The organism is Microseira wollei NIES-4236 (genome assembly GCF_020521235.1).
In the GTDB taxonomy this organism is placed as follows: domain Bacteria; phylum Cyanobacteriota; class Cyanobacteriia; order Cyanobacteriales; family Aerosakkonemataceae; genus Microseira; species Microseira wollei.
Genome location: NZ_BLAY01000078.1, coordinates 21,621 through 45,175, shown reverse-complemented (window position 1 = coordinate 45,175; position 23,555 = coordinate 21,621). Strand labels below are relative to the sequence as shown.

Annotated in this window: 25 protein-coding genes, 1 tRNA gene and 1 pseudogene; 6 read left to right on the top strand and 21 right to left on the bottom strand. The window is 45.8% G+C overall.

Translation table 11 applies throughout. The features are described from left to right. Window positions 1–143: 143 nt before the first annotated feature. Window positions 144–287, bottom strand: coding sequence for a hypothetical protein (locus MiSe_RS24220; RefSeq protein ID WP_226585656.1), 144 nt, complete (start codon window positions 285–287; stop codon window positions 144–146). Between the two features lie 2 nt (window positions 288–289). Here MiSe_RS24220 and MiSe_RS52890 point away from each other — a divergent pair, with 2 nt between their 5' ends. Then, window positions 290–469, top strand: a complete 180-nt coding sequence (locus tag MiSe_RS52890) for a peptidoglycan-binding domain-containing protein (RefSeq protein WP_373872859.1) — start codon at window positions 290–292, stop codon at window positions 467–469. Window positions 470–529: 60 nt separating this feature from the next. Here the strand turns inward: MiSe_RS52890 and MiSe_RS24210 are convergent, their stop codons facing one another. After that, complete coding sequence (locus MiSe_RS24210; protein WP_226585655.1) at window positions 530–742, bottom strand: hypothetical protein; 213 nt, start codon at window positions 740–742, stop codon at window positions 530–532. A gap of 9 nt (window positions 743–751) precedes the next feature. Between MiSe_RS24210 and MiSe_RS24205 the strand changes: the two genes are divergently transcribed. Further along, a tRNA-OTHER gene (locus tag MiSe_RS24205) sits at window positions 752–822 on the top strand. A 14-nt stretch (window positions 823–836) separates the two neighbouring features. On the opposite strand, the gene MiSe_RS24200 is transcribed toward MiSe_RS24205, so the two are convergent. Continuing rightward, entirely contained in the window at window positions 837–1,010 is a 174-nt protein-coding gene (locus tag MiSe_RS24200) for a hypothetical protein (protein ID WP_226585654.1), read from the bottom strand. A 427-nt stretch (window positions 1,011–1,437) separates the two neighbouring features. Here MiSe_RS24200 and MiSe_RS24195 point away from each other — a divergent pair, with 427 nt between their 5' ends. Then, complete coding sequence (locus tag MiSe_RS24195; protein WP_226585653.1) at window positions 1,438–2,961, top strand: slipin family protein; 1,524 nt, start codon at window positions 1,438–1,440, stop codon at window positions 2,959–2,961. 270 nt (window positions 2,962–3,231) lie between these two features. On the opposite strand, the gene MiSe_RS24190 is transcribed toward MiSe_RS24195, so the two are convergent. From MiSe_RS24190 to MiSe_RS24150, 9 genes and pseudogenes are all read right to left on the bottom strand, one after another. Further along, complete coding sequence (locus MiSe_RS24190) at window positions 3,232–3,447, bottom strand: hypothetical protein (protein ID WP_226585652.1); 216 nt, start codon at window positions 3,445–3,447, stop codon at window positions 3,232–3,234. Window positions 3,448–3,510: 63 nt separating this feature from the next. Then, entirely contained in the window at window positions 3,511–4,176 is a 666-nt protein-coding gene (locus MiSe_RS24185; protein ID WP_226585651.1) for a Na(+)/H(+) antiporter subunit B, read from the bottom strand. Then, the gene (locus tag MiSe_RS24180) at window positions 4,173–4,802 is read right to left on the bottom strand and encodes a DUF4040 domain-containing protein (RefSeq protein ID WP_226585649.1); all 630 of its coding nucleotides are present in this window, start codon (window positions 4,800–4,802) and stop codon (window positions 4,173–4,175) included. The genes MiSe_RS24185 and MiSe_RS24180 overlap by 4 nt, the downstream gene beginning before the upstream one ends. Continuing rightward, on the bottom strand, window positions 4,786–5,079 hold the full coding sequence (locus MiSe_RS24175) for a monovalent cation/H(+) antiporter subunit G (RefSeq protein WP_373872858.1): 294 nt from the start codon (window positions 5,077–5,079) through the stop codon (window positions 4,786–4,788). The genes MiSe_RS24180 and MiSe_RS24175 overlap by 17 nt, the downstream gene beginning before the upstream one ends. After that, window positions 5,076–5,327 (bottom strand): hypothetical protein, encoded by a 252-nt coding sequence (locus MiSe_RS24170; protein ID WP_226585646.1) that lies wholly within the window; start codon window positions 5,325–5,327, stop codon window positions 5,076–5,078. Before MiSe_RS24170 ends, MiSe_RS24175 begins: the two co-directional genes overlap by 4 nt. Further along, window positions 5,327–5,707: a Na+/H+ antiporter subunit E gene (locus MiSe_RS24165; protein WP_226585644.1), complete on the bottom strand. Its 381-nt coding sequence runs from the start codon at window positions 5,705–5,707 to the stop codon at window positions 5,327–5,329. The genes MiSe_RS24170 and MiSe_RS24165 overlap by 1 nt, the downstream gene beginning before the upstream one ends. After that, window positions 5,704–7,128 (bottom strand): cation:proton antiporter, encoded by a 1,425-nt coding sequence (locus tag MiSe_RS24160; protein ID WP_226585643.1) that lies wholly within the window; start codon window positions 7,126–7,128, stop codon window positions 5,704–5,706. The genes MiSe_RS24165 and MiSe_RS24160 overlap by 4 nt, the downstream gene beginning before the upstream one ends. A gap of 185 nt (window positions 7,129–7,313) precedes the next feature. Next, window positions 7,314–7,652, bottom strand: a complete 339-nt coding sequence (locus tag MiSe_RS24155) for an NADH-quinone oxidoreductase subunit K (RefSeq protein WP_226585642.1) — start codon at window positions 7,650–7,652, stop codon at window positions 7,314–7,316. 857 nt (window positions 7,653–8,509) lie between these two features. Continuing rightward, a pseudogene (locus tag MiSe_RS24150) lies at window positions 8,510–9,898 on the bottom strand (FAD-dependent oxidoreductase); the annotation flags it as partial. A 254-nt stretch (window positions 9,899–10,152) separates the two neighbouring features. Here MiSe_RS24150 and acs point away from each other — a divergent pair. Continuing rightward, complete coding sequence (gene acs, locus MiSe_RS24145; protein WP_226585640.1) at window positions 10,153–12,120, top strand: acetate--CoA ligase; 1,968 nt, start codon at window positions 10,153–10,155, stop codon at window positions 12,118–12,120. 66 nt (window positions 12,121–12,186) lie between these two features. Here the strand turns inward: acs and MiSe_RS24140 are convergent, their stop codons facing one another. The 6 genes from MiSe_RS24140 to MiSe_RS24115 form a co-directional block, all read right to left on the bottom strand. Beyond that, window positions 12,187–12,648, bottom strand: coding sequence for a type II toxin-antitoxin system VapC family toxin (locus tag MiSe_RS24140; protein ID WP_226585639.1), 462 nt, complete (start codon window positions 12,646–12,648; stop codon window positions 12,187–12,189). Continuing rightward, window positions 12,648–12,923, bottom strand: a complete 276-nt coding sequence (locus MiSe_RS24135) for a hypothetical protein (RefSeq protein WP_226585638.1) — start codon at window positions 12,921–12,923, stop codon at window positions 12,648–12,650. The genes MiSe_RS24140 and MiSe_RS24135 overlap by 1 nt, the downstream gene beginning before the upstream one ends. 118 nt (window positions 12,924–13,041) lie before the next feature. After that, window positions 13,042–13,308 carry a Txe/YoeB family addiction module toxin gene (locus tag MiSe_RS24130; protein WP_226585636.1) on the bottom strand — a complete coding sequence of 89 codons (267 nt, stop codon included), beginning with the start codon at window positions 13,306–13,308 and terminating at the stop codon, window positions 13,042–13,044. Next, window positions 13,286–13,543 (bottom strand): hypothetical protein, encoded by a 258-nt coding sequence (locus tag MiSe_RS24125; RefSeq protein ID WP_226585634.1) that lies wholly within the window; start codon window positions 13,541–13,543, stop codon window positions 13,286–13,288. The genes MiSe_RS24130 and MiSe_RS24125 overlap by 23 nt, the downstream gene beginning before the upstream one ends. Window positions 13,544–13,852: 309 nt before the next feature. Beyond that, entirely contained in the window at window positions 13,853–15,238 is a 1,386-nt protein-coding gene (locus MiSe_RS24120) for a serine/threonine protein kinase (RefSeq protein ID WP_226585632.1), read from the bottom strand. Next, window positions 15,228–16,733 carry a serine/threonine protein kinase gene (locus MiSe_RS24115; protein WP_226585630.1) on the bottom strand — a complete coding sequence of 502 codons (1,506 nt, stop codon included), beginning with the start codon at window positions 16,731–16,733 and terminating at the stop codon, window positions 15,228–15,230. The genes MiSe_RS24120 and MiSe_RS24115 overlap by 11 nt, the downstream gene beginning before the upstream one ends. Window positions 16,734–17,134: 401 nt before the next feature. Between MiSe_RS24115 and MiSe_RS51145 the strand changes: the two genes are divergently transcribed. Together MiSe_RS51145 and MiSe_RS24110 are read left to right on the top strand one after the other, a co-directional pair. Beyond that, window positions 17,135–17,260, top strand: a complete 126-nt coding sequence (locus tag MiSe_RS51145) for a hypothetical protein (protein WP_264196677.1) — start codon at window positions 17,135–17,137, stop codon at window positions 17,258–17,260. A gap of 481 nt (window positions 17,261–17,741) precedes the next feature. Continuing rightward, window positions 17,742–18,602, top strand: coding sequence for a 2OG-Fe(II) oxygenase (locus MiSe_RS24110; protein WP_226585629.1), 861 nt, complete (start codon window positions 17,742–17,744; stop codon window positions 18,600–18,602). Window positions 18,603–18,826: 224 nt separating this feature from the next. Here the strand turns inward: MiSe_RS24110 and MiSe_RS24105 are convergent, their stop codons facing one another. The 3 genes from MiSe_RS24105 to MiSe_RS24095 all read right to left on the bottom strand — a co-directional run bounded on the left by MiSe_RS24105 (window position 18,827) and on the right by MiSe_RS24095 (window position 23,285). Next, window positions 18,827–20,749, bottom strand: coding sequence for a S9 family peptidase (locus tag MiSe_RS24105; protein ID WP_226585628.1), 1,923 nt, complete (start codon window positions 20,747–20,749; stop codon window positions 18,827–18,829). Window positions 20,750–21,269: 520 nt separating this feature from the next. Continuing rightward, entirely contained in the window at window positions 21,270–21,464 is a 195-nt protein-coding gene (locus tag MiSe_RS24100; protein ID WP_226585627.1) for a nucleoside phosphorylase-I family protein, read from the bottom strand. Between the two features lie 39 nt (window positions 21,465–21,503). After that, window positions 21,504–23,285 (bottom strand): ABC1 kinase family protein, encoded by a 1,782-nt coding sequence (locus MiSe_RS24095; protein WP_226585626.1) that lies wholly within the window; start codon window positions 23,283–23,285, stop codon window positions 21,504–21,506. Between the last annotated feature and the right edge of the window lie 270 nt (window positions 23,286–23,555).

Genomic DNA, 23,555 nt, shown 5'->3' with positions numbered 1-23,555 from the left:
TATCGAAGCTTATATTAATGATCCACATCACTCAAAATAATACTGACTGCGATTAAAATCGCACGGGTCGCGTTTCCACCCCGCAATAAATTGACGGGGCTACCACGCTCCCGGATGAAGAAGGTGTAAAGTTAACCCCTGATCTATTCGCCAACAGCATGATTAATTTCCGGGCGGTTGGGTGGAAAGGTGCAAGCTCTGAGGCAGGTAACAAACCTTGCCCCTTGCCGCATCGCCCCATAAGAGGTTGGTTTTTCTTGTGGGATAGGCAACATCAGCTGTCCCACCAATTCCAGGTGCTTTCGCTGCCAAACCCACTATTTTTCAGAGAAACCGCTTTAATCGAGCGCCTATCGATCGCGTTTTTGGCTCCCGGACACGACAAGCTTTAATCGCTTTTCAGCGGCAGCGGGGCCTTTTGGCTAATGGGATTGCGAGTGCAAATACCTGGAATGCTCTTCGTCGTTAGGGCAGTCACTATGCCACAATACCTGACCTAAGTAACAAGCGCTTCCAAAGCTTGATACCTTTAGCAGATTTTTAACAGAGCGATCGCATTCATTAAACCAACAGATGCGATCGCTTTCCCATGTCTAGGAGCGAGCGATCGCTTCCGCTTCTTCCATGCTACATTAAGTAAAGAGGTAGTAATACATCGACCAACCTGTAGTTCGGGTTCTGTATGCCCGACTGGTGCGCCACCCTCTGGAGTTGTGCGTATACCGCCCAAGCGATGCGTCACTATTTCACAGTTTGATTAGCTCAGTGGTAGAGCAGCCGAATTTGATCGGTGCGACGTAGGTTCAAATCCTACATCAAACGCCCCGAAAGTTAGCTCAATTGGTAGAGCGATCGCTGTATCGGCGATTTGTCGCAGGTTCGATTCCTGCACTTTCCACCAACGCACCCTCGCCCTGGGTAAGGGCACCTTGTTTTTCACAAGGCAGCTTCACAGCAAAACATACGTTTCGGGAGAAATCCCAAGACGGTTCGAGTCCGTTATCTGACAAACTCTCGCGATGTAGGTGTTCCGCTACCGATCGTCACCTCGCGATCAAAGGTAGTGACAGTAAAGGTGCTAGCGCGATACTCATACCAAGGGTAGCGAGCGATCGCATTCCTCCCTAACTTGAGTATGTCCCTTCGCTTTCCACATTCGGCAAAACGAACGGCTTGCTTTGAGCGCTCTTGTTCTTTTCTGGATTGCCTTTGGGTAGTTTCAGAAAGGTAAGAGCAATCTTAATCCAGTTTTCGAGATGCGAACTGCTTCGCTCCTGCCGCAGGCATTCGCCCGCGCCTAACTGTAAACACCTACATTGGAGAGTTTTAAAATATATGTATTATAAATGTAATAAAAACTTAATTGTTGTGCTATAAATGTTTTTATCAAACCTTCTGCGTCGGTTAATAATGCCCAATTTATCTCGGAAAATTTTTATGTGGAAAACCTTTTATATCAAACCCAACGAAATTGGAATATTATATCACCGCAGCGATTTTAAGAAGATTTTGCAGCCGGGTACTTACACATACTTTGGTTGGCATTGGCAAGTCAAAACCTATGACCTCAACCAACCAGAAGCAAAGATTGAAAACCTGGAATTATTGCTGCGAAATAACAGTTCCGAGTTAGAAGAATATCTCGTAGTGCGAACGGGATTCAATCAAACTGCATTAGTACGCTTGGGGCAAAATTGGGTCGGCGTTGCACCGAATCAACTGCGGGCTTTTTGGCGGGGTTTTATTGAGGTAGAATCCCATCTCTTTAACTTAGAAGAAAGCTTGGAATTACCCGCCCAGTTCGTGCAGCAAGTACGCGGAGTTACCTTAAATGGATTGAAAAAGTTTCAAATCTCAGAGTATGAGATTGGTTTACTATACGTCGAGAATAATTTTGTCCGACCTCTAGAACCTGGCGAGTATGCTTTCTGGTCTGTAGACAGGGATGTTAAAGTTCAGACTCTCAGCCGGATTGTGCCAAATCCAACTTTCCCCCTCGAAGATGTACTGATTGAAAAGCATCCTGACTTTGTACAATCTTACTGCGAAATGGTTCAATTATTGAACCAGCAAGTTGCGATCGTGCGCTATCAAAGTAAGGTTATTTGCATCCTACCGCCTGGAAGTCGCAAGTTGTTTTGGCAAGGAGTTGAAGTGGAAATTATTGATATTTCTGCTGATGCCAAGTTACCACCTCGCTTAGTTGCTGAGTTAGTTTCCGGTGTGCCAGAGGTGTTAAATTTGAGCTGCAAAAGCTTGCATATTTGCGAAGTAGCGGCACAGCATGTAGGATTGCTGTACGTTAATCTTGAATTTCAAGCACAACTAGACCCAGGAATACACGCATGGTGGATATTTGGTCGCTCTTTGAAGGCGGAAGTATTTGACCGGCGCCAACAAACTATGGAAGTATCCGGTCAAGACATTCTTTCTAAAGACAAAGTACCTTTGCGCTTGAATTTAACAGCGGGTTTCCGCATACTCGATCCCCTCAGAGCTAAAAATGGTTTGTCGGATATTTCTGGGTACTTGTACAAAGAATTGCAGTTTGCTTTGCGCGCTGCGGTTGGGGAAAAAACCCTAGATGCCTTGCTGGAGGATAAAGGCGCAATTGATAGAAGTATTGCTGAATCGATTCGCAGCAAAACCGCAGACTATGGAATTGCAGTCGATTCGGTTGGCGTGAAAGATATCATTCTTCCTGGTGAGATTAAAACTATTTTGAGCAAGGTAGTGGAAGCGGAAAAAGCTGCCCAAGCAAACGTAGTCCGGCGTCGCGAAGAAACTGCTGCTACTCGCAGTATGTTGAATACTGCCAGAGTTATGGAGGATAATCCCGTAGCATTGCGTTTGAAGGAACTGGAAGTACTGGAACGAATTGCAGAGAAGATTGAGAAAATTCAAGTCAACGGCAGTTTGGATAGTATCTTGACCGAGTTGATTCGGATTAATCGGCAATAAACCTGCCTTGCCAAACACTCAAGCTTTCGAGTTCTGCACTCCAACAATCGAGCTTGGAACACCATTGTCCCAGATCCTAACTGCAATTACCAGGGTCAGAACTCGATCTTCCGAGTCATGAGCTGGAAAGTTCGAGGTCAGAACTCGATCTTCCGAGTCATGAGCTGGAAAGTTTGAGGTCAGAACTCGATCTTCCGAGTCATGAGCTTGAAAGTTTGAGTAATCAGGTTCGAGTTTTGAGCAAAAAGTATCAATGAGCTAGCGATCGCACTAAGTGCCTTTGATATCGTGTCCGCTTGAATACTCATAGTTAGAACTGACGCGGTGACAAGGGAGAGCGGTGACGCGGTGAGTTTTAATTAAGGGTGAAAAGCCTGACATCATATGACCCATTTTGACAGAGCGGGGGAAGCGATTCTGGCGCGGGAGACGCTTCGCGATCGCGCAGTTCACGACAAAATTATTCGATTGCGCCTTCCACGGCATAAACCTCTCACTGCACTGGAGGTGCGATCGCCCCGCCTGGGGTGCGATCGCGCACCCGATCCGTCACAGCAATCCGCGATAGCGAATAAAAACCAAAATCACCGCCCACGACCCCAACGCGACTTTTACTGCGACCAGGATGTTGAGGATGGGGACAATACCGCCGCTGAAAAGCGCTCCGAACTCTCCGTGGGGTAGTTCGTATCCCGCTAGGGTGATAACCGACAGAACAATGAAAACCAGAACCGACACCTTCTCCCATGTAGCGGCGTGCCAGCGCTTGTAGATCTTCTGCATCAACTGCGGTGATGAGGTAATCGCCACCAGTCCGATTGCCGTTCCCCCCGCCACCCCGGCGGCAAAACCACCGCCCGGACTTAAATGCCCCCGAATCGCCAGTTCGATACCCACCAACGCGGAAATGGTCGCTCCCAGACGCGCCAGCACAATTGATGGTTCATCTTTGAACTGATAAATCGCGCAGGACTGTCTTTCATTCGCCAGCAGAAAACTGGCTCCCAAGATCGCGATCGTAAACACCACCACTTCGTAGATCGTGTCATACAGGCGATTGCGAAAAATGATACCCGAAACCGCATTGGGCAACCCACAGTCTTTTACCACCAATTCGGTGATAGACATCTGCTGGGATAAGTCCGGTGCCGGATTTTGCAGGAGTAGCATTTTGACGTACAGCGCTATCCCCGCTGCAATGTATAACCATTTCATGAATGCTGCTCCTCTAATGCTGGTTTAGTTACATTTGTTGCAATATCATCTGGTATATTTACGTAATCGAGGGTTGTCCCTGCCGACCAAAGTTCGGCTTCCATGATTTCATAGATGCGTTTAATCCTAGTCGCGGTGTGATAGGGTTGCCTTTCTTCCTCATACTCTGAGCTGTCCGGAGCGCTGAATTCCGATGGGATACAGGTAGCATGGATTTCTTTCTCGATGAGCGCGCGGTGTAAAGCTTGGGTATTAGTGTAGGGCACCAGTTCCAGACGCATATAGCGTTTGGCAAAAATGGTGCGTAACTTTTCCAGCAATTGCCCAAAATCTGGATCCCTGTGTGCCTCGTGTTTCACTTCATCTTCGAGTACGCCGAGGCGGAGTACCAGGGATGAACGAACGGCGATCGCATAGAGACTAATCGCCAGCAAGGTTCCTACCAATGCTTCGGTCAAAGCCACATCCGCCGCGCCCAAAATTGAATATATCAAGGCTGCCACCGCTCCCAGTATGCCGCGAATTACCAAGGCATGGAATGGATTGACCTGAAACACCAACATGCAAGCGGACAACGGCATCAGAGCGACTATGGCATAGATATAGTATTCATTCGTAGGTATCATTGACAGTCTCCCCGCTATTGGAACAGTATGCCAACACATACCCCAACATTGTGTTCCAAACCGCCAACCAGATGAGGGCGAGGATCAGCAAGGGCCATACATTGGGTATCTTTAGCAGCAGTCCGACGATGATAGCCATCGATCCGAGGGTATCTGAAACCGAAAGACTATGCAGCTTGAATAATACCGAGCGGTTGCCCAGCAAGAAAGAGGTTCCCCAAAACCAGAAGACCATACCTACGCCGATGCAGGTATAACTAATTACGTTTATTATCATGCATCATTCATCCTTTTGAGAATATGCGCCAGCAACATTAATCCAGCATTACCCACACTCAGAACGATTACCCCGACAACGCCCACCATCCAATCCCCGCGCAAGACGGATACGAATAGAATCATCACCGCCGCCTTGGTGGAAAAACTGGCAAGTGCCAACATTGTCTGCCAGATATCATCTTCCTTCCATGCCTCGTAGAAAGGTATGAGCATTGCCACAATCATGGCGATTACTATCAGGTTCATCAATTTTTCCTCCGTACAACTCGGTGTACTTCGTACCAGCCTTCTTCGTTGTATTTCAAGACAATTGTCTTGGGGGTAAAGGTGATGAGAAATACATCCAAGAATATGAGCCGGGGCGATCGCTTTGATGGCACCCGTTCCAGGATCACGTCTTCATATTTATGGGGACGCAGGAGGAGTTCAAATGCCTCCATATATGCCTGTGGAATCGCCAAAAGGATTTTACCCAGTACAGGTAGCAAATCCTTTAATCTTTCCGGGGTTGTGTAGGTGCGCGGCAATAAAACAGCGATCGCGATGCCGATAATGATATTTTCCACGCTCCAATTGGCGGTGAGCAGAAACCACAAGGTCAGTCGGAATATTAGATGTCCAATCATGCCAGTGCCAACCAGAATAGTAGGATCGAAATCAGCGTCATAAAACCGATCAGATTGTCAAATTCTTCGAGTAAACGCGGCAGTTTGATTGCTGTCCGGCGAAAAATCAAAAAATACGCCACCCATCCAACGGCGATGGTTGCGAGTGGTTTGATGATATTCTCAAAGGTATAGGCATCGTAATACACACCATTTGCCGCCATCAGCCCGCCGAGCAACAAAATCGTCGCTACCCAGAAACCGAGTTTTACTTCTTCATGTCCCCCACGAGGCAGAAAGATGAATTTGGCAAACGAAATTGCCGTTCCTAGTGCTGCAACGTTCATAGCGATCTCTTGCCAAGGCAAAAAATTCTTCGTCGTTAACACCTTCGCCCCAAAACCTGACAACATGGGAAAGCCGGAAATCGAGAAACTAGCTATAACCAGGGCAATCCACACCGGGGTATTGATCTGTTTGAGTTGCAGTTCCTTGAAATTTCGGCTGGGTAAACTTCCCGCGATCAGGAACAGCGCCGCTTTGACCAGTCCGTGAGTTAGGGCATAAAAGCCGCCTACCGCAGGTGCAGCGAGGATAAAGCCTAACTGGGACACCGTGTGAAACGCCAGCATCCGCTTGGTATCTTTTTCAAACACGGCATAGAACACTCCCAGCAGCGCCGTCCCAACTCCGAACATTCTGACGATCGGATCGACTTGCTCCAAAGTCAGCGCACAACGCACCAGGGGATAGACACCAGCTTTTACCACAACACCCGACATCAATGCCGATACTGGTGTTTCCGATTCCGAGTGGGTTAACGGTAGCCACAATCCGGATACAAACACACCCCCCTTGACCAACAGTCCCATAAACATCAGCGCCAGCGCTTCCGGAGGTGCGCCCCGCAACCCGGCAAAAGCAAACGTATGATTTGTTTGATAGGCAAGTACTGCCCCCACTAGATAAAACAACATTGCCGTGTTGCTGACAAACAGATAGCGCAAGGCGACCCAAATCGAGCGATCGCTACGGGGATAGGCTATTAAAAGAAACGCGGCAATACCGCTCACCTCTAACGCCACGTATAAACTGACAAAGTCAGCACAGGCGAACGCGGCATTGACGCTGCCGTGTAAAATGATGGTCTGGGCATAAAAAAAAGCCGTCTTACCTGTGTCCCAACAGTAGAAGACGACCGCAATCGTTACCAGCGCATTGGTCAAGATAAAGAAGGCGCTCAATTGATCCACGACTAACGTGACGCCGAAATTATCTATTAGTTTCAGTGTCAGGGGCGTTGAGGCAAACAGCAGCGCCGCATACCCAGCCGAAACAAGACCCACGCACAGTGCCAGATACCGATCGAGTTTGGGGAGCAGAAAAACGATAAACCCGAGAAAAAACGGTAGGGCGATCCATACAATCGTCAGTTCACTCATCAACTAAAACCTCACGGGAGTTGGGAAACCACCATCTTTTAAAAGTAAACAGAACCTGTTTGAAAAGTAGGGACACGGCATGTGAAACATTGGTTGTCAAACCCGAAATATTGATAATGCCGTGTCCCTACCAGGTTTCGGGTAAACCTCTGAGGAATTTCCGCTCTTTTAAGGCGGTGAGGATGTCAAGGCGTATTGTTTTTCTCGATCTCGTTGGTTTCCAATGTCGGATTATCCCGTGACAGCTTCATGACACCGACCAGCATTAACGCTTGAATCGAAAACCCGATTACAATCGCTGTCAATATCACCGACTGGGGAACCGGATCGGCGTAAGCAACATTATTTTTGGCCTTGTCAAAGATCGGTGTGAACAAGCCAACTCGCGATGCAATCAGCACGTAATAGGCGATTACCCCCGTACTCATGACATCCATAGAGACTATCTTCATCACCAGGTTCTTTTTAAAGATGATGCCGAAAAATCCGCACAATATCGTCGCGAATACGAATGCTTCTAACACGGGATTTGCCTGTTGGGTTAGGGTGACTGTAATTAGCTTTGATAAAATACATTATTTCTGATAGGCAGCGATTGCGGCCGGGAGTCTGGGTAAAGCCGCGCTCGCTTCATTTCGAGAACTTCTCGACATAAGACCGGATAACTGGTCACCAAGAGTCAAAAAGGGCGTTGTTTTTTTCAGCCATTGATAAAACTCGCAGGATGTTATTGACAGACGCATTACTTTTGGTAGTTAACTAGGGTCTTTGAGAGCAATTCTCACGTATATTATATAAAGAATAGATGGTATGATGTACCTAAAGCAATAGATTGGAGTAAATCGGCTGAGGCAAAAAAGCGACACCGAAAGTGCAAGCGATCGCCCCATCACAATCTTGTTGCAGCGGACGGATAAAAACATTACTAGCCGCCAGGGAGCGATATGCCAGAGGCACCCACTCGCGATCGCCCACACCCGCAAAACTAAAGGTTTCCTGCGGCTACGGCGCTCGACGAACCAAGTATCGTAAAAAAAGTATCGCTAGTGCTAATTGAACCGGAAAAATTTTGGTGCGTGACAAAGCGAGCCAAATTTTATTGCCAACAAGCGCAATCCTGTGACGCACCCTACTAATTGAACCGGCAAAAGTTTGGTGCGTGACAAAGCGAGCCAAATTTTATTGCCAACAAGCGCAATCCTGTGACGCACCCTACTAATTGAACCGGAAAAATTTTGGTGCGTGACAAAGCGAGCCAAATTTTATTGCCAACAACCGCAATCGTGTCACGCACCCTACTAATTGAACCGGAAAAATTTTGGTGCGTGACAAAGCGAGCCAAATTTTATTGCCAACAAGCGCAATCCTGTGACGCACCCTACTACCTGAGAAGTACTACAGCTAAAAACCCACAAATAAGCATCAAACCGAGTACCAACAGGTTCTGAGTGGTACGTTGAACTTTGCCTAAGATTTCCTCGTAAGAAAGCTGATGGTTCTGGATCAGGAAGAAAGCTGGAGGACTAAAAAGGTAGGGCAGGGAACGACTGAGTAGAAGTCGGAAAAAAAAGTTGATATTCCACAGCGATCTGCGAAGCGGAGCTTGGTTATACTGCCAAGGAAAAGCAATTTGAGCCAGACGGATTAAAGCTTTGACATCAGGAAAGCGCCAGGATTCGTATAGAGGCAAGGCAACTGAGAGATTGAGATCGCTCTTAGAAAGTGCCTGATTCAGGACAAATACATCCTCCAATGCTGAATTAACTCCTTGTCCGATATCTGGAGGAAAGCAATGAATGGCATCTCCCAACAGTACTACACTAGCAGCGTTAATCGAGTCGCCCATTCCAAGGCTTGCTTGCTTCTGTGCTACAAAGTACAATCGGGAACAGTATTGAGGAGTAGGAAATTTTCCACCTTCACTTTTAGCAAATCGATCGGCTTCTTCGGGCGATAGGATTTGGCTTATAGGCAATTGTGGGAAGGCTTTCTCAAAAAAGTCGTACACCTCCTGACTATTTTTCAATTCCCATATTTTATGGTCAGGCCATGTAATGATATTGGCACTACGGGGTTCATCTGGATTTTTCAGCGGTAATAAACCCAAAGATACGGCTTGCTTGCGACCTCGAAAAGCTCCACGAATCGCGTAAGCCATTTCACATTTTGACTGTTCCTTGCCACTCGGATCGAGAGGAAAGTTTGGCGGTAGGCTTAACACTTTATACCTCAAACCTGCACTGGGCGAGGGAAAACATTTCATCTCAAATCTGTCTGATGCCGAGTCGTCCCACTCTTTCAAGGTGTTGCGGACAATCGAGTTAAAGCCATCACAACCCACTAAAAGATCTGGCTCAAATTTAACCAGATTGTTGTTATCTGTGTCAGCAACAACTTGGAGTTTTTCCGACTCGGCTATCTTGCTAATTTCGATGCATTTGGTATTGAACAGCACGGTGATGCAGTGTTGCCAATTTTTTTCAATTTCCTGGCACAGCAATAACACAAATGCTCTGCGCGGTAACCAGTAGGCAGTTTTCCGGTTTGGATCTGCGACAGGTACTTTAAATGTTTTGCGGCTGTTATTTGGTTTAATCAGCGTTAAATAGAATTCTGTACTGGGAACGCCGATTTTTGATATCTTCTCGGTGATTCCAAGCCAATCGGTCAATTTTTGACCCCGACCATCAATGAGATAATTAAATGATTTATCAGGCTCGTAGTAATCAGCCGCAGGGCGTTTCTCCAGGACGGTGACATTTGTCCATCCCTATCGTCACTTTATCCTATTGGGGTTCTGACTTTCCACCCCAAACTTGATCGGGACTTACCCACGCGGGGGCAGAAACCCAGTTTTTTCGTAGATCTTTAACTTCCCAACTGGGGATTTTTCGTAAAAACCGGGAATATGCGCGTCAGTCCTATTGATAAAAATAAAGATTTTCTTTGGCTAATGCCATCCGGGAAGCCAGTATGTTAGGAAATGTATTTCCGGTCACAAGCCTGAAACCTAACTTTTGCACTATGTCACAATCGACGATTGAATCCATTCTTCAAGAAAAACGTCTATTCCAGCCCAGTGGGGAATTTTCCCAAAAAGCCCATATCAAGAGTTTAGAGGACTACGAGCAACTCTACGACCGCGCTAAGGCCGATCCGTTGAAATTCTGGGCCCAATTGGCTGAAACTGAGTTGCACTGGTTCCAAAAGTGGGATACCGTTCTAGACTGGCAACCGCCGTTTGCTAAGTGGTTCGCCAACGGCAAGATTAATATTTCTTACAACTGTCTTGACAGACATCTCACAACGTGGCGCAAAAATAAGGCGGCGTTGATTTGGGAAGGGGAACCGGGGGATTCGCGGACTCTCACCTACGCGCAATTGCATCGGGAAGTTTGTCAGATGGCGAACGTGCTAAAAGGACTGGGAGTGCAGAAAGGCGATCGCATCGGGATATACATGCCGATGATTCCAGAAGCTGCGATCGCCATGCTAGCTTGTGCCAGAATTGGCGCACCGCACACCGTTGTGTTTGGTGGATTTAGTGCCGAGGCGTTGCGCGATCGCCTGATCGACGGACAAGCCAAAATGGTGATTACAGCAGATGGGGGATGGAGAAAGGATGCGATCGTTCCCCTCAAAGAGCAAGTTGATAAAGCTTTAGCAGAAGGCGTCGAAACTGTCAAGGATGTTTTGGTAGTTAAGCGCACCGGACAGCAAATATACATGGAACCGGGACGCGACCATTGGTGGCACGATTTAAAGCAAGGCGTTTCCGCAGACTGTCCCGCCGAACCGATGGACAGCGAGGATATGCTGTTCATTCTTTACACATCTGGTAGTACTGGAAAGCCGAAAGGGGTGGTGCATACAACGGGTGGTTATAACCTTTACACTCACATGACCACCAAATGGATTTTCGACCTGCAAGATACAGATGTATATTGGTGTACCGCCGATGTAGGTTGGATTACGGGACACAGTTATATTGTTTACGGACCCTTATCCAACGGTGCGACAACTGTGATGTATGAAGGTGCGCCGCGGGCATCGAATCCCGGTTGTTTTTGGGATGTAATTGAAAAATACGGCGTCACTATTTTCTATACCGCACCGACGGCAATTCGGGCATTTATTAAGATGGGCGAACACCATCCCAAGTCGCGGAATTTATCTTCTTTAAGATTGCTGGGAACGGTGGGAGAACCGATTAACCCAGAAGCTTGGATGTGGTATTACCGGATAATTGGTGGGGAACGCTGTCCGATTGTCGATACTTGGTGGCAAACCGAAACTGGGGGAATTATGATTACCCCATTACCCGGTGCAATTCCGACGAAACCCGGTTCTGCGACTCGTCCTTTCCCCGGAATTCTTGCCGATGTGGTGGATTTAGACGGAAATTCGGTTGGAGATAATGAAGGTGGATATTTAGCCGTAAAACATCCTTGGCCTGGTATGATGCGGACAATTTACGGCGATCCGGATCGGTTCCGTCGCACTTATTGGGAACACATTCCCCCCAAAGATGGGCAATATTTCTACTTTGCTGGAGATGGGGCGCGTCGGGATGAAGATGGTTATTTTTGGGTGATGGGGCGCGTCGATGATGTAATTAACGTCGCCGGACACCGTTTGGGAACGATGGAAATTGAATCGGCGTTGGTGTCGCACCCGGCGGTAGCTGAAGCGGCGGTTGTAGGGAAACCGGATGACCTGAAAGGGGAAGATATTGTTGCTTTTGTCACCTTGGAAGGGAATCAAAAACCGACTGAGGAATTGAATAAGGAACTGAAGCAACATGTGGTGAGTGAAATTGGTGCGATCGCGCGTCCCGGTGAAATTCGCTTTACCGATGCGTTACCTAAAACTCGTTCGGGTAAGATTATGCGGCGATTGTTGCGAAATTTAGCTGCGGGACAAGAAGTTTCTGGCGATACTTCGACTTTGGAAGATCGGAGTGTGTTGGATAAACTGCGCGAAGGATCGTAGTTCCAGGAGTTTAAGAAACCCGGTTTTTTGAAAAAACCGGGTTTCTGAGTCAGCTTTGCGATCGTGCTAATCTTCCGCTTCTGGGTTCGCGATCGCTTGCGGATGAACCACTACAATTTCATTGATGTTCCGAAAATCATCTGGGTTAAACGTTAGTAAATGCGTTACACTATGCGCCAACATCACGGCAACTAACCGGGCATCATGTACGCGCTTACCCTGAATTTGGTAGCTTGTCACCAGATTGAACCAGTAGGGGAATATTTGTGGCGTTTCCTCAAGCTGGGGAAACTGATTTAAAATTTGCTCGATTTCAATACGAGTTTGTTCGACACTCCATCCCAAACCGTTGACTTGTGCTGGACGAGTTGCAACAACCCATAACTCAATAATGTTCTGACTGGTGATGAAAACGCGATTTCTTTGCCTTAAAAGAGTAGCTGTTGCTCTACCAGCTAGTAAATTCACTGGTGAAGTGCTGTCGCTCATGCGAAGCAAAACATTGGTATCGAGGAGATAGTCAGTCATTAGTCGTAGATGTTTTCCCGACGTAACGCTTCATCAGGTAGGTTGGCACCATTCTGATGGCTTTGTACCCACTGCATTAATCGTTCCGCCCTTTCTTCAGGCGTGGCGGTTGCCCAAAAGGGTTGCTTTGGGGGAACGGGGGACAGAATTATACGATATTGTTTTCCAACGCTATCCACCTCTACTACAAAGCGGGTATTGGGTCTAATTGCCTGTAAAATCTCGGCGGGTAATTGTAAGATGCCTGATTCACTCACTTCAACGATTGAAGACATTGCGATCGCCTCCAAACAATCAATAAGGTGTCTGTTTAAAGCTATTTTACTGATTCTGGAATTGCCAAGGCTATATTTTTTTTAAGCTTTTAACCCTTTTAGTCTGTCCACTGTGCCACTATTCACTATAATGATATTTACAAGATGCGATCGCAATCTCTTCATCCGTAACTTGATAAACTAAACGATGTTCGTTATCAATGCGTCTTGACCAAAAACCAGTTAACTCGTATTTCAGAGGTTCAGGTTTACCCAATCCTTCAAACGGCGATCGGTCTATATCCTTAATCAATTCAACAATTTTGCGATAAATCTTTTTGTCTAATTTTGCCCATTCATTAAAATCTGCAAAAGCAGAGGATTCAAAAACTATTCTTCTGCTCATTTTCTTCTGCTGATTGCAAATCCTGTAAATTAACTTCAACTAAATTTTGACGCTCTTTAACATTGTCAATAGCTTGCAATAGTTTATTTTTATTGCTTTCTGATTGTAAAAGATATTGGGTTTCATCAAATTCTGAAATAACTATCTCGATTTCTTTATCTGCAAATTCTGCTTTGATTTGCTCTAAAAATTGATTATTGAGTTCGCTGGCTTTTAAACGATAAACTGTTGACATCGTTTTGACCTACTTTTGATTGTGCCAATTCTAGCGTTTTTATTTTAATAGATTTCTCCAAAAAAGAACCTCAAAGACAGGCGGGACGCTTATCCCACAAGAGTTATTGGAGAGGTCTAATGAAGTGCAATGTAATTATAGCATAACCACACCCTGCACGAAAGCGGGTGCGCGTAAGTTCTGTACTCCCCAAGCGATCGCAAGCAGATCTCAACGCTTTTGGCAAAAATCGGGTTTCTGGTTTGTGTAGAGGCAGCAAAAATGGCAGCCTCTACACAAAAGGCGCCAAAAGGCTGTACCTCACTCGCTTCATAAATTTTCCCTAATTTCAATAGGCAATTCTAACCAATCGCTTAATTCGCTAGCCAACCATTTTATTTCTGATTTATTCAGACGAACTTTCCAGTTTAATTGGTATTTCTGATTTCCTGCCCAAATAATTAGCTGAGTGGGAAGCCAACCTATATTACCCCGTTCGTCTGCACCAAATGCATTGATTAATTCTAACTTAGAAATATTGCGCTTAGATGCGGGGCGAAACCGATTCCATTGGCATCCAAACATTTCATTTTTAAAGCAAATTTTATCATCATCAATCCGCAGGCGAAATTGCCTAAATATAAACAAGATAGACTTGATTACGATTAGAGATACCAGAGCGATCGCTAATAAGTGAATAATTGCTTCAGGGACGATATCAGGCAACCTAAATGAAGTCCAAAACACTAATCCCCAGAAAGATAAGGGAATTAAACCAGAAATCCAAGCGATTGCTGCAAAACTCAACCCTCGTGCCGGGATTAAAATTTCAAAAACATCATCTGTTTTTGTCAATTCTACTTCGCTATTACGTGGTTTTATGACTCTCAAGTAAGCTTTTTTTCTAATTTGGGGTTTTGACAATGCTTGCAGTGCTTTACTAGCAGAAGGAAGACGGTTATCTAAACTCGGTTCTGTCATCCATTGCAACCAATCTGCCAAAGCATGATCGATATTAGCTACGTGCTGAAATTGAATGCGAAAATCTTTCTGGGGTAGTTCAGTTGGATGCAAACCTGTGATTAAATAAATCAAAGTTGCGCCTAAACTATAAATGTCAGAAGCAGGAACGGCGCGTCCGCCAAATTGTTCGGGTGGCATATATCCGTAGGTTCCTACAACGGTAATTGTGCCGCCTTCTTTGGCGGCGAGAGTTTGCACGGAACCGAAATCAACTAGATAAACTTGACCGACACTATTGCCAGAGCGATTTGTTAGTAAAATATTGCTGGGTTTGATATCGCGGTGAATAACTGGCGGTTGATGTTGGTGCAGGTAAGTCAGAATTTCTAATAGGGATTTGGCTAATTCTTTGACTTCTGCTTCCCTGAAGGTACGCCCTGCTTTTAGATGTTCTTCTAGGGTTTTTCCCTCGACATAACTTTGAACTAGGGCGAATCCTTTGTTATGGGGTGAATCGAGTTCTAGATAATCAAGGTAGCGGGGAATGGCGGGATGGGAAAGCGCTTTTAAAGTTTCAGCTTCGCGCTCAAATAATTTGAGGTCTTGCCATTCAAAATCATTGCCAAGGGAAAGCAGTTTAACGACTACTAATTCTTGAGTTTGTAAGTCGCGGGCTAGAAAGGTTTTTCTTCCCGTCTGTTGTCCTAATTGCCCTTGGATAGCGTAGCGTTCTCCTAGTAGATTAACGGTCATAGTTTTCGTCCTCTTCTTGTCTACTTTGTTGTGCGTACCAGCGGGCAATTTGTTTGCTACTTGCACCCATAGATAGTCCAGCGAGCGCAGATGGTATTAATACTAAAACAATGTGTAAAAAACCATCAGCCGGTAAACTTTGTTTTGCCAGTATTACGCTAAATGCCACTAGACTCACAATTGTGCCAAATAGCGTGCTGATAAAACTAACGGTGCGTCGATGCGCCTTGGGATCTTCGAGCGGGAAGAAGTACAACCACGTCACAATTGCTACCAATAATCCGTTGAAAAAACCAAGGGGTATGCCAACTATCAAACCAAATAATGAGCCAAAAAATGTGCCAAAAAGTGGATAAACGGCTGTGCCATAAAGAGCGCCGTAACCAGTGCCAACTCCGGCTCCTATGCATATATTCCACACAATTGCGTACCTGAATAATTTCCAGGTTGTAACCGATTTGTAATGGGTGACGGTAATGCGATCGCTCTGGGTCAGCCAAGGTTTTTCTAATGCTTGCAATGCTTCTTTTGCAGATTTAAAGCGGCGATCTACACTCGGTTCTATCATTCGCTTTAGCCAGCGGGTAAAGTCAGGACTGATAGAGGTAATTTGTTCAAATTGAATTCGCAAATCTTTTTGCGGTAAGTCTGCTGGATGTGCGTTAGTCAGCAGTGCAATTAAGGTTGCTCCTACGCTGTAAAGATCGGAAGCTGGAACGGAAATCCCGCCAAATTGTTCGGGGGGCATATATCCATAAGTTCCGACGACAGTAACGGTTTTACCTTCTTTTGTTGCTAAGGTTTGAACCGAGCCAAAATCGATGAGATATAGTTCAGAAATCCGATCCCCCCCTGCCCCCCTTGCTAAGGGGGGTGTTAATTCGGCGGGCGAGACGCCCACCCCACAAGAAATTGATTTGTCTTGTGGGATGGGCATCTTGCCCGTCCCGCCCAATTTATCAGAGATTGATTTGTCTTGTGGCATGGGCATCTTGCCCGTCCCGCCCAATTTATCAGACATTGGTTTCGCTTGTGGGATGGGCATCTTGCCCGTCCCACAAGTCAATAAAATATTGCTGGGCTTAATATCGCGATGGATAACGGGTGGTTTTTGTGCGTGTAGGTAAGTGAGGATTTCTAAAATTGATTTGGCAATTTGCTTGACTTCTCTTTCGCTAAAGTTGCGCCCATCTTTGAGATGTTCTTCTAAAGATTTGGCTTCGATGTAATTTTGTACTAAAGCGAATCCTTTGCCGTTGGGCGTTTCTACTTCAAATGAGTCTAAATAGCGCGGAATGGCAGAATGCGAGAGAGATTGTAAAGTTTCGGCTTCTCGCTCGAATAACTTTAAGTCATCCCAGTTAAAATCGCTGCTGAAGGTGAGCAGTTTGACGACTACGAGTTCTTCAGTTTGTTTATCCCGCGCCAGCAGGGTTTGTCTTCCAGCTTTTTTGCCTAAACGCTGCTGAATTTCGTAGCGACTGTGTAGCGTCATGCTTTTTGCCCTTATGACTAGCCTTTGATCGGTTGTAGCATGTTAATGGTTAGACTACATGGGTGCAATCGCTTATTTCGGATTAGACTTTTGAGCAAACCAACTTCACAAGAGAAGTAGGTTATTAACGCAAGTTGCTAGTTATAAACTTGGGCGTTGGTGGCGCGGGAGCGCGGGATCGCTCGCTCGCGCCGCTCGACCCAAGCGCAGCAATATAGCAAGCATTGTTCTTCCCCTTAGTAGGGACCTTTGTGCATTTGCGCTGTTATCTTGTCGGCCAACAAGAAATATTTCTACGCCACTGCAAAAAGCCCTTACAAGCTATTATATCATGTCCGGTCGATTACCCATAATTAGGAGTAGGGAACAGGAGCAACGTTATTTGTGTGTCTGAGATATCTATGATGTTCCCTACGCAACGACGCGGTGAGATTTTTTATTATGGGCAATTCAACGGACATGATATTAGTAGGGGCGAAGCATTTGCTAGTTATCTCGTTATTGTTAATAGCAACTTGAGTTATTAGTTGGTTCCAGTTGACAAGGGGGACAAAGATGGACTTGCGATGACTATTGAAAATTTCACCAACGGGTTTTGACCACACCCGGGACATGGGGGACGGGGACAAGGGGGACAACTGAAGTATGTGCAGAAAATCTGCTTGTACCATGACTCCCATTAACGATATCAATCTGTGTATCCGCAGATTCCATATTGTGCAGCAGGTGATAAGGAAAAAACGGTTTTAAGTAGATTCAACTATACAATAAGGATGCCAGAGGAATTGATATCAGTAGTAACACGGAAGTGATGCGGCGGAGGGAGTTAGAAAGGGTTATTTTGTAGCGTTTAATAACTTGATGGTTGGTGAGTCTAAGCATCTTGAAGGATAGGTTCTGTGTAGGAGATCGAGTTAGTTTCCTAAGGAATCATAGAGTTTCCTATGGTACCGATCCTTACCTGTTTAAGACTACCAATATGGTTTATTGACGGAATAGGAAGATTTTGTGACCGTTACTATCGACGAGAAAGATATACAAAAAACAGGTATCGAAACGATATCTGTAAGAACCGCAAAGACTCTGGTACTGTCTGACATTGTGGATTTGTTAGAGGGGAGGTTAATTGCGCTACGCATCGCTAATTACTATCCCCAGGAGGAAGTTGAGCGGGCCAGCAAACAGTTACTGAAGCATACAGCTTTTGAACGCTATCTCAGAGCGCCTGATATTGGAGTCCAAAGGACTGGAATCACTTTCTTTGAAACTAATGGGAGTTGGGAAAGGCTCGAACGCTACTATGAGGAAGCTTATCCCTCTATTAAGAGCCTCCGTCAAACTTTTTTCCCTTATCTTTCGCCCATCGACAAGCTGAGAGTGGAACTCGAAGATATTTGGCTAGCAGGAACCTACATAGAGAACATTCATGGGCGCAGAATGTTGGTCGGTATCGGACGTGTATTTGAAGATGGATTTGAACTTCCTCCTCATCAAGATGTTTTGTTGCGAGACATTCTGGACGCTCCGCTTCCTCCGACGCATTCCTTAGACAAACTTATTGTCCAATGCTCCGCAAATATTTACCTACGTCCAGCAGATATCGGTGGAGAGCTTGAGATTTGGGATGAGAAACCATCCAGCGGACAGCAAAAGGCAATTCGCGACCAGAAATACAAATATGAAGGCATCGTTGATCGGCGGAATCTTCCACCAGCAGCAGCGGTTATCAAGCCTTCAGCTGGAGATTTAATTCTTTTTGATGCTGGGCGAATCCACGCAGTTCGTCCTTCAAAGGGGGGTCCGCGCTTATCCATGTCGATGTTTATTGGATATCGCGGTCAGGACAAACCCCTGACATATTGGAGTTGACGCCTGTTCTGCTACTAGCTTGACCGAAAAATAGTCAGTATTTTGTAGGTTGGGTTGAACGATAGTTAAACCCAACACCCCTAAGTGATTTGCCTGTTTGGGTAACAAGCGTCAACCCAACCTACAACTTCAGAACTTAGACAAAGAAACCGGGTTGCTCTGAAAAATCGTCGGGAAAAAAAACTCGCTCTCTAGGTAGAAACCCGGTTTCTAGGAGTACTGACTTATTTGATGACACCTGAATGACCAGGAATGTCGGTCATGGGTTCAAACCGACCCCCCAAGTATTTAGCCAGAAACTCTTCGGCGATCGCATAAAAATGCAATCGATTTTCCGGTCTGGCAAAACCATGTCCTTCATCAGGATAAAGGACATATTCAACTGGTAAGTTTGCCTTTCGCATTGCTGCGACAATTTGGTCTGCTTCTGCTTGTTTCACCCGCGGATCGTTTGCCCCTTGAGCTATTAGCAAAGGTTTCTTGATCCGGTCTACGAAAAATAGAGGCGATCGCGACTTCAAAAACTCCTCTTCTGTCTCTAAATTACCCACGCGATGATAAAACATTGCCTTCAAGGGTTCCCAATAAGGCGGAATCGTTTGGAGCAGGGTAATTATATTACTTGGCCCGACAATATCGACACCGCAGGCGAAGGTATCCGGCGTGAAAGTTAATCCGACTAAAGTGGCATACCCGCCGTAGGAACCGCCCATAATCGCAATCTTTTGCGGGTCGGAAATGCCTTTTTCGATCAGCCAATTGACGCCATCAATTAAATCGTCGTGCATTTTGGCTGCCCATTCGCGATTTCCGGCATTCAAAAATGCTTTTCCGTACCCCGCAGAACCGCGAAAATTAACTTGCAAAACCGCATAACCTCGGTTCGCTAACCACTGCGCTTCTGAATCGTAACCCCAAGTATCCCGTCCCCAAGGGCCACCGTGAACTAACATGACGGTGGGTAAATTTTGGGCAGGAATATTGACAGGAGTTGTTAAGTAACCGTAGATGGTTAAACCATCGCGCGCTTGATAGGAAACGGGTTGCATCGATGCGAGTTGCAACCCTTCTAATTTCGGTTGGTTGGTGAACAGGAAGGTGCTATTTTTAGATTCGCGATTGTAGGCGTAGTAATAAATTGGGCCATCGTCTGTCATGTAAGCGACTAGCCAATTTTTATCTGCCAAATCGCGGCTACTGATGAAGAATTCTCCGGGGCGAACTTGGGAAATTGCTGCAAAATCTGCGGCTATACTTTGGTCGATTATCTGCCATTCCTGTTTGTCTTTAAAAAATGCAACCGCCTCAATAAATCGCGTCACCGGATGTATCATTATCCCGCCAACATCGTATTGGGGATCTTCGGCAATAATAGTTTCCTGATGAGTGGCAAGATCTATGGCAATTAAACGCAGCGCGTTGGCATCGTGACTGCCTTCAATATAAAGCGTTTTGCCATCAGCTGAAAAGCTAACTGCCCCGCCTTGGTCGTCTGGTCCCCAGTGGCGCAATATTTCCCAATCTTTATCCGTTGTTTCCCGATATAAAAGGTCATAACCGCCATCGGGGGTGCTAGCATTTGCTCCACGAATTTGGAATTCGGCATCAGCATTCCAGCTAATAATATTACCTGGATTTTCGATATCGAATTCTACTGCCCCGTTTTTCAAGTTGATGCGATAAACGTCAAACTTTTCCGGGTTATTTAAGTTCATCTGTACCAGCACTTGGTCTGGAAATTTGGGTTCAAGTCCGACCAAATCTGCTTTTACCCCTTGAAATGGCGTTAAATCTCGGACAATATCGTTCCCAGACTCTGCCTGGGAATGCCGAATGTTAACTAAGTACAGGTGAAAGTTTTCGTCGCCGTCCGAGTCTTGCATATAGATTAACTCGTCGGTATTATATGTCCAGAAAAAGATATGAATCCCGCGTTTTTTGTCGGCTGTGATTGTCCTGTCGTCTTCCTGTCCCACTGTTTTTAGCCATACTTGCAAAACGTTATTGTCATCGGGTGCAAGGTATGCTAAATATTTCCCATCGGGGGAAAGACTGGGACTGGTTCGTTCTGGATTTCCGAACAAAATTTCGCGGGAAATCAGCGGCGGTAACGAAGGTGCTTGTTGCTCGATAGTAGCAGATTGCATAGTTGCCTCATCTACTAGAAAATCCTATTGTGACTTGGCTGGCGCTAGGAGTAAATCATACTAACGGGTGAATCAGGTGGATGATATCATGTCCTTAAGATTACCCATAATCATCAGCCGGGACACGGCACGATTAACGTTATCTGTTTGTCCGAGATATCGTCAGATGCCGTGTCCCTACGCAACGACTGGGTGAGGTTTTTTTATTATGGGCAATTCAACGGACATGATATGAGTTGTTGTCCGAGAAACCCGGTTTTTGGCAAAAACCGGGTTTCTCAGTTAAACTAATTGGATGTATAATAATTTTTTCAGCATTTTAGGCTGTGGAAAAAACTGGTTTGATCTTGAAAAAAACAGAAAATTTGTTTTTAGCGATCGCTCTCACATTCGGCATTCTATTCACCCTAATAATTGCCCCCTTTCATGCCGAATCAGATCCTCAACATTACTAGGGTTATTACCAAATATTCCCCAGAAAAATCATAGCAGATAAAAAAGCCAAGTATGGGGCGATCGCCTACAGCAGATTGCAAGTGAGTGAGGTACAGCCTTTTGGCGCCTTTTGTGTAGCGGCAGCGTTAACGCTGCCGCTACACAAACCAAGGTGTACCTCATGCGACTGCAATCCGCTATAAAAATGCCATCCATTTTCCGGTCGGGCAAAACCATGAGCCATTGCTGAGACAATTTGGTCTGCTTCTGCTTGTTTCACCCCTGGAACGTTTGCCGCTTGCTCTCGCTAAATTATTCATTATAAACTTACTTTCAGCTTAAAAATAGAGAGGGGATCGGACATCAGTCGCTCCCACAACCGCTGCCCCAATTCACTAGCAATTTCCTGCCCCAAGCGTTGGGTTTCTTCTTTGAACAACAGTGGGAAAATCTCGGAGAAAGAAGTTAGTTCAAAAGCCGGAGTTTGTTGGATGATATCCACAAGTTGTTGTAGTTTGTCTAGACTGAGCGATTCTCTTGTCGATAGGGGTAAATGAGTAACCGTCAGACCCACCCAGGTCATGACTTTCCCGAAAGTCTTTTGTAAGAGCAGTTCTAAATCGGTAACAATCTCATCAACCAGGGCATGACGCAGGAATTCTCCCTGGGGAGAGTACAAAAACTCTAGTGACCCACCAAGCAGTTGGTTAAAGTCACAATCATCACTGGAACGAGCATTTTGTAATAAGTCAGATACTTGCTGCCATTGGATAGTGCGATTCTTAAACAAGAAATTTGTCAGGGAATTCCTCAAGGTGGGCGTACCCTTCGTTAACATCCACTGTGCAATATAGGGATAGCCCAGCTTAAATGTCTGAAATTTGGGATTGACTTTGAGCGCTATTCCTTCCAGGGTGGCGAAGCAGCGGAAAATCATCAGGTAGTAGGTGGGAGCTTGAAAGGGATATTGATACATCAATTCAGATAGCCTTTCAAAACTTTGCTTGAAGCCAAATTCTGCTACACTCGCTTCCCGGATATTACCAAACACTTGGGCCAGTTTGGGAATCAGGGGAGTTATATCGGTTTGGGGGGGCAGAAATCCCAGTAAGATGTAGTCTTTGGCGAGTCCTTCAAAGTCGCCAGCGATCATATGCAGCAGAGAGACAATCAAGCGATCGCTTGTCTCGGGTGAAACTTCGCTCATCATGCCAAAGTCGAGGTAGGCTAATTTCCCATCGGGGGTGACTAAGGCATTACCTGGGTGAGGGTCAGCATGAAAAAAACCCCCCTCTAGCAGTTGCCTGAGGGAACACTTGAATCCCACAGCTATTAGGTTATTTGGGTCTAATCCTTGGGCGCGAATCTCTTGTGTTGAGGTTAATTTGATGCCATTAATCCACTCCATCGTCAGGACTCGACGACTGGTGTATTCAAAGTAGATGCGAGGCACGTAAATATGATTCAGGTCACCGTATAGTTGGGCAAATTTCTCGGCATTCCGACCTTCCTGAATATAGTCCATTTCTTCAAACAGGCGAGTAGCTAGTTCATCGCTCAAAGCTACCAGGTCACTGTGAATAAATGGAATATTTTTTTGTGCCCAAGCTGCTAATTGGCGCAGCAGGTAAATATCCAGGGCGATGCGATCGATCAGATTGGGGCGTTGCACCTTTACAGCTACGATTTCACCCGTCTTGAGTTTTCCCTTGTAAACTTGCCCCAGGGAGGCAGCCGCTACGGGTTCGGGGGTCAGTTCAGCATAGATTTGGTCATAGCTACATCCTAATTCTTCTTCTATCAGCTGATAGGCTTCCTGATTAGGAAAGGGAGGCAATTGGTCTTGTAAATTGGCGAGTGAGTTTAAATAAATAGGTGGGATGAGGTCTGGGCGGCACGAGAGCAATTGTCCCAACTTGATGAATGTAGGTCCAAGTTGAATCAGCTGATTCCGTAAAGCGCTACCTCGTCGCGCCTGATTTTGTGCTATGCGCCCCGTTAGCCCGTCCCATACTAGAAGAATGCTAAAGGAGAGAAATGTATTTAAAATAGTCAGCCGACGTGCCCAAAGTTTTCGGGGCTGCTGGCTATAGTTGGTCATATCCTTTCCCCAGTTATCGGTAGTGTATGGATGGCTAATTGCTAATTGCTCGCTTGCTAATTGTCAATTGCCAAAAGAGCCATTAGCGATTAGCTATTAGCAGTTACACAACCGTTGCTACCCGACATGATATCATAATTGGTTGCATTATCTGGTAATGGTACTGAAGTTTGATTGAGTAGCCTGATGGCCTGTCTACACCAGATATTTTCTGGGTTGGGAAACCAGTACGGAATTAGAAACCCTTGCTTGCGCTTAATTTCATCAGGA

What these genes read in the sequence shown, in the direction of transcription:
- MiSe_RS24195 (WP_226585653.1), top strand. Translation starts at nt 1,438, where the DNA reads ATGTGGAAAACCTTTTATATCAAACCCAACGAAATTGGAATATTATAT.
- MiSe_RS24190 (WP_226585652.1), bottom strand. Translation starts at nt 3,447, where the DNA reads ATGCCGTGGAAGGCGCAATCGAATAATTTTGTCGTGAACTGCGCGATC.
- MiSe_RS24185 (WP_226585651.1), bottom strand. Translation starts at nt 4,176, where the DNA reads ATGAAATGGTTATACATTGCAGCGGGGATAGCGCTGTACGTCAAAATG.
- MiSe_RS24180 (WP_226585649.1), bottom strand. Translation starts at nt 4,802, where the DNA reads ATGATACCTACGAATGAATACTATATCTATGCCATAGTCGCTCTGATG.
- MiSe_RS24175 (WP_373872858.1), bottom strand. Translation starts at nt 5,079, where the DNA reads ATGATAATAAACGTAATTAGTTATACCTGCATCGGCGTAGGTATGGTC.
- MiSe_RS24170 (WP_226585646.1), bottom strand. Translation starts at nt 5,327, where the DNA reads ATGAACCTGATAGTAATCGCCATGATTGTGGCAATGCTCATACCTTTC.
- MiSe_RS24165 (WP_226585644.1), bottom strand. Translation starts at nt 5,707, where the DNA reads ATGATTGGACATCTAATATTCCGACTGACCTTGTGGTTTCTGCTCACC.
- MiSe_RS24160 (WP_226585643.1), bottom strand. Translation starts at nt 7,128, where the DNA reads ATGAGTGAACTGACGATTGTATGGATCGCCCTACCGTTTTTTCTCGGG.
- acs (WP_226585640.1), top strand. Translation starts at nt 10,153, where the DNA reads ATGTCACAATCGACGATTGAATCCATTCTTCAAGAAAAACGTCTATTC.
- MiSe_RS24140 (WP_226585639.1), bottom strand. Translation starts at nt 12,648, where the DNA reads ATGACTGACTATCTCCTCGATACCAATGTTTTGCTTCGCATGAGCGAC.
- MiSe_RS24135 (WP_226585638.1), bottom strand. Translation starts at nt 12,923, where the DNA reads ATGTCTTCAATCGTTGAAGTGAGTGAATCAGGCATCTTACAATTACCC.
- MiSe_RS24130 (WP_226585636.1), bottom strand. Translation starts at nt 13,308, where the DNA reads ATGAGCAGAAGAATAGTTTTTGAATCCTCTGCTTTTGCAGATTTTAAT.
- MiSe_RS24125 (WP_226585634.1), bottom strand. Translation starts at nt 13,543, where the DNA reads ATGTCAACAGTTTATCGTTTAAAAGCCAGCGAACTCAATAATCAATTT.
- MiSe_RS24120 (WP_226585632.1), bottom strand. Translation starts at nt 15,238, where the DNA reads ATGACCGTTAATCTACTAGGAGAACGCTACGCTATCCAAGGGCAATTA.
- MiSe_RS24115 (WP_226585630.1), bottom strand. Translation starts at nt 16,733, where the DNA reads ATGACGCTACACAGTCGCTACGAAATTCAGCAGCGTTTAGGCAAAAAA.
- MiSe_RS51145 (WP_264196677.1), top strand. Translation starts at nt 17,135, where the DNA reads ATGATGTTCCCTACGCAACGACGCGGTGAGATTTTTTATTATGGGCAA.
- MiSe_RS24105 (WP_226585628.1), bottom strand. Translation starts at nt 20,749, where the DNA reads ATGCAATCTGCTACTATCGAGCAACAAGCACCTTCGTTACCGCCGCTG.
- MiSe_RS24095 (WP_226585626.1), bottom strand. Translation starts at nt 23,285, where the DNA reads ATGACCAACTATAGCCAGCAGCCCCGAAAACTTTGGGCACGTCGGCTG.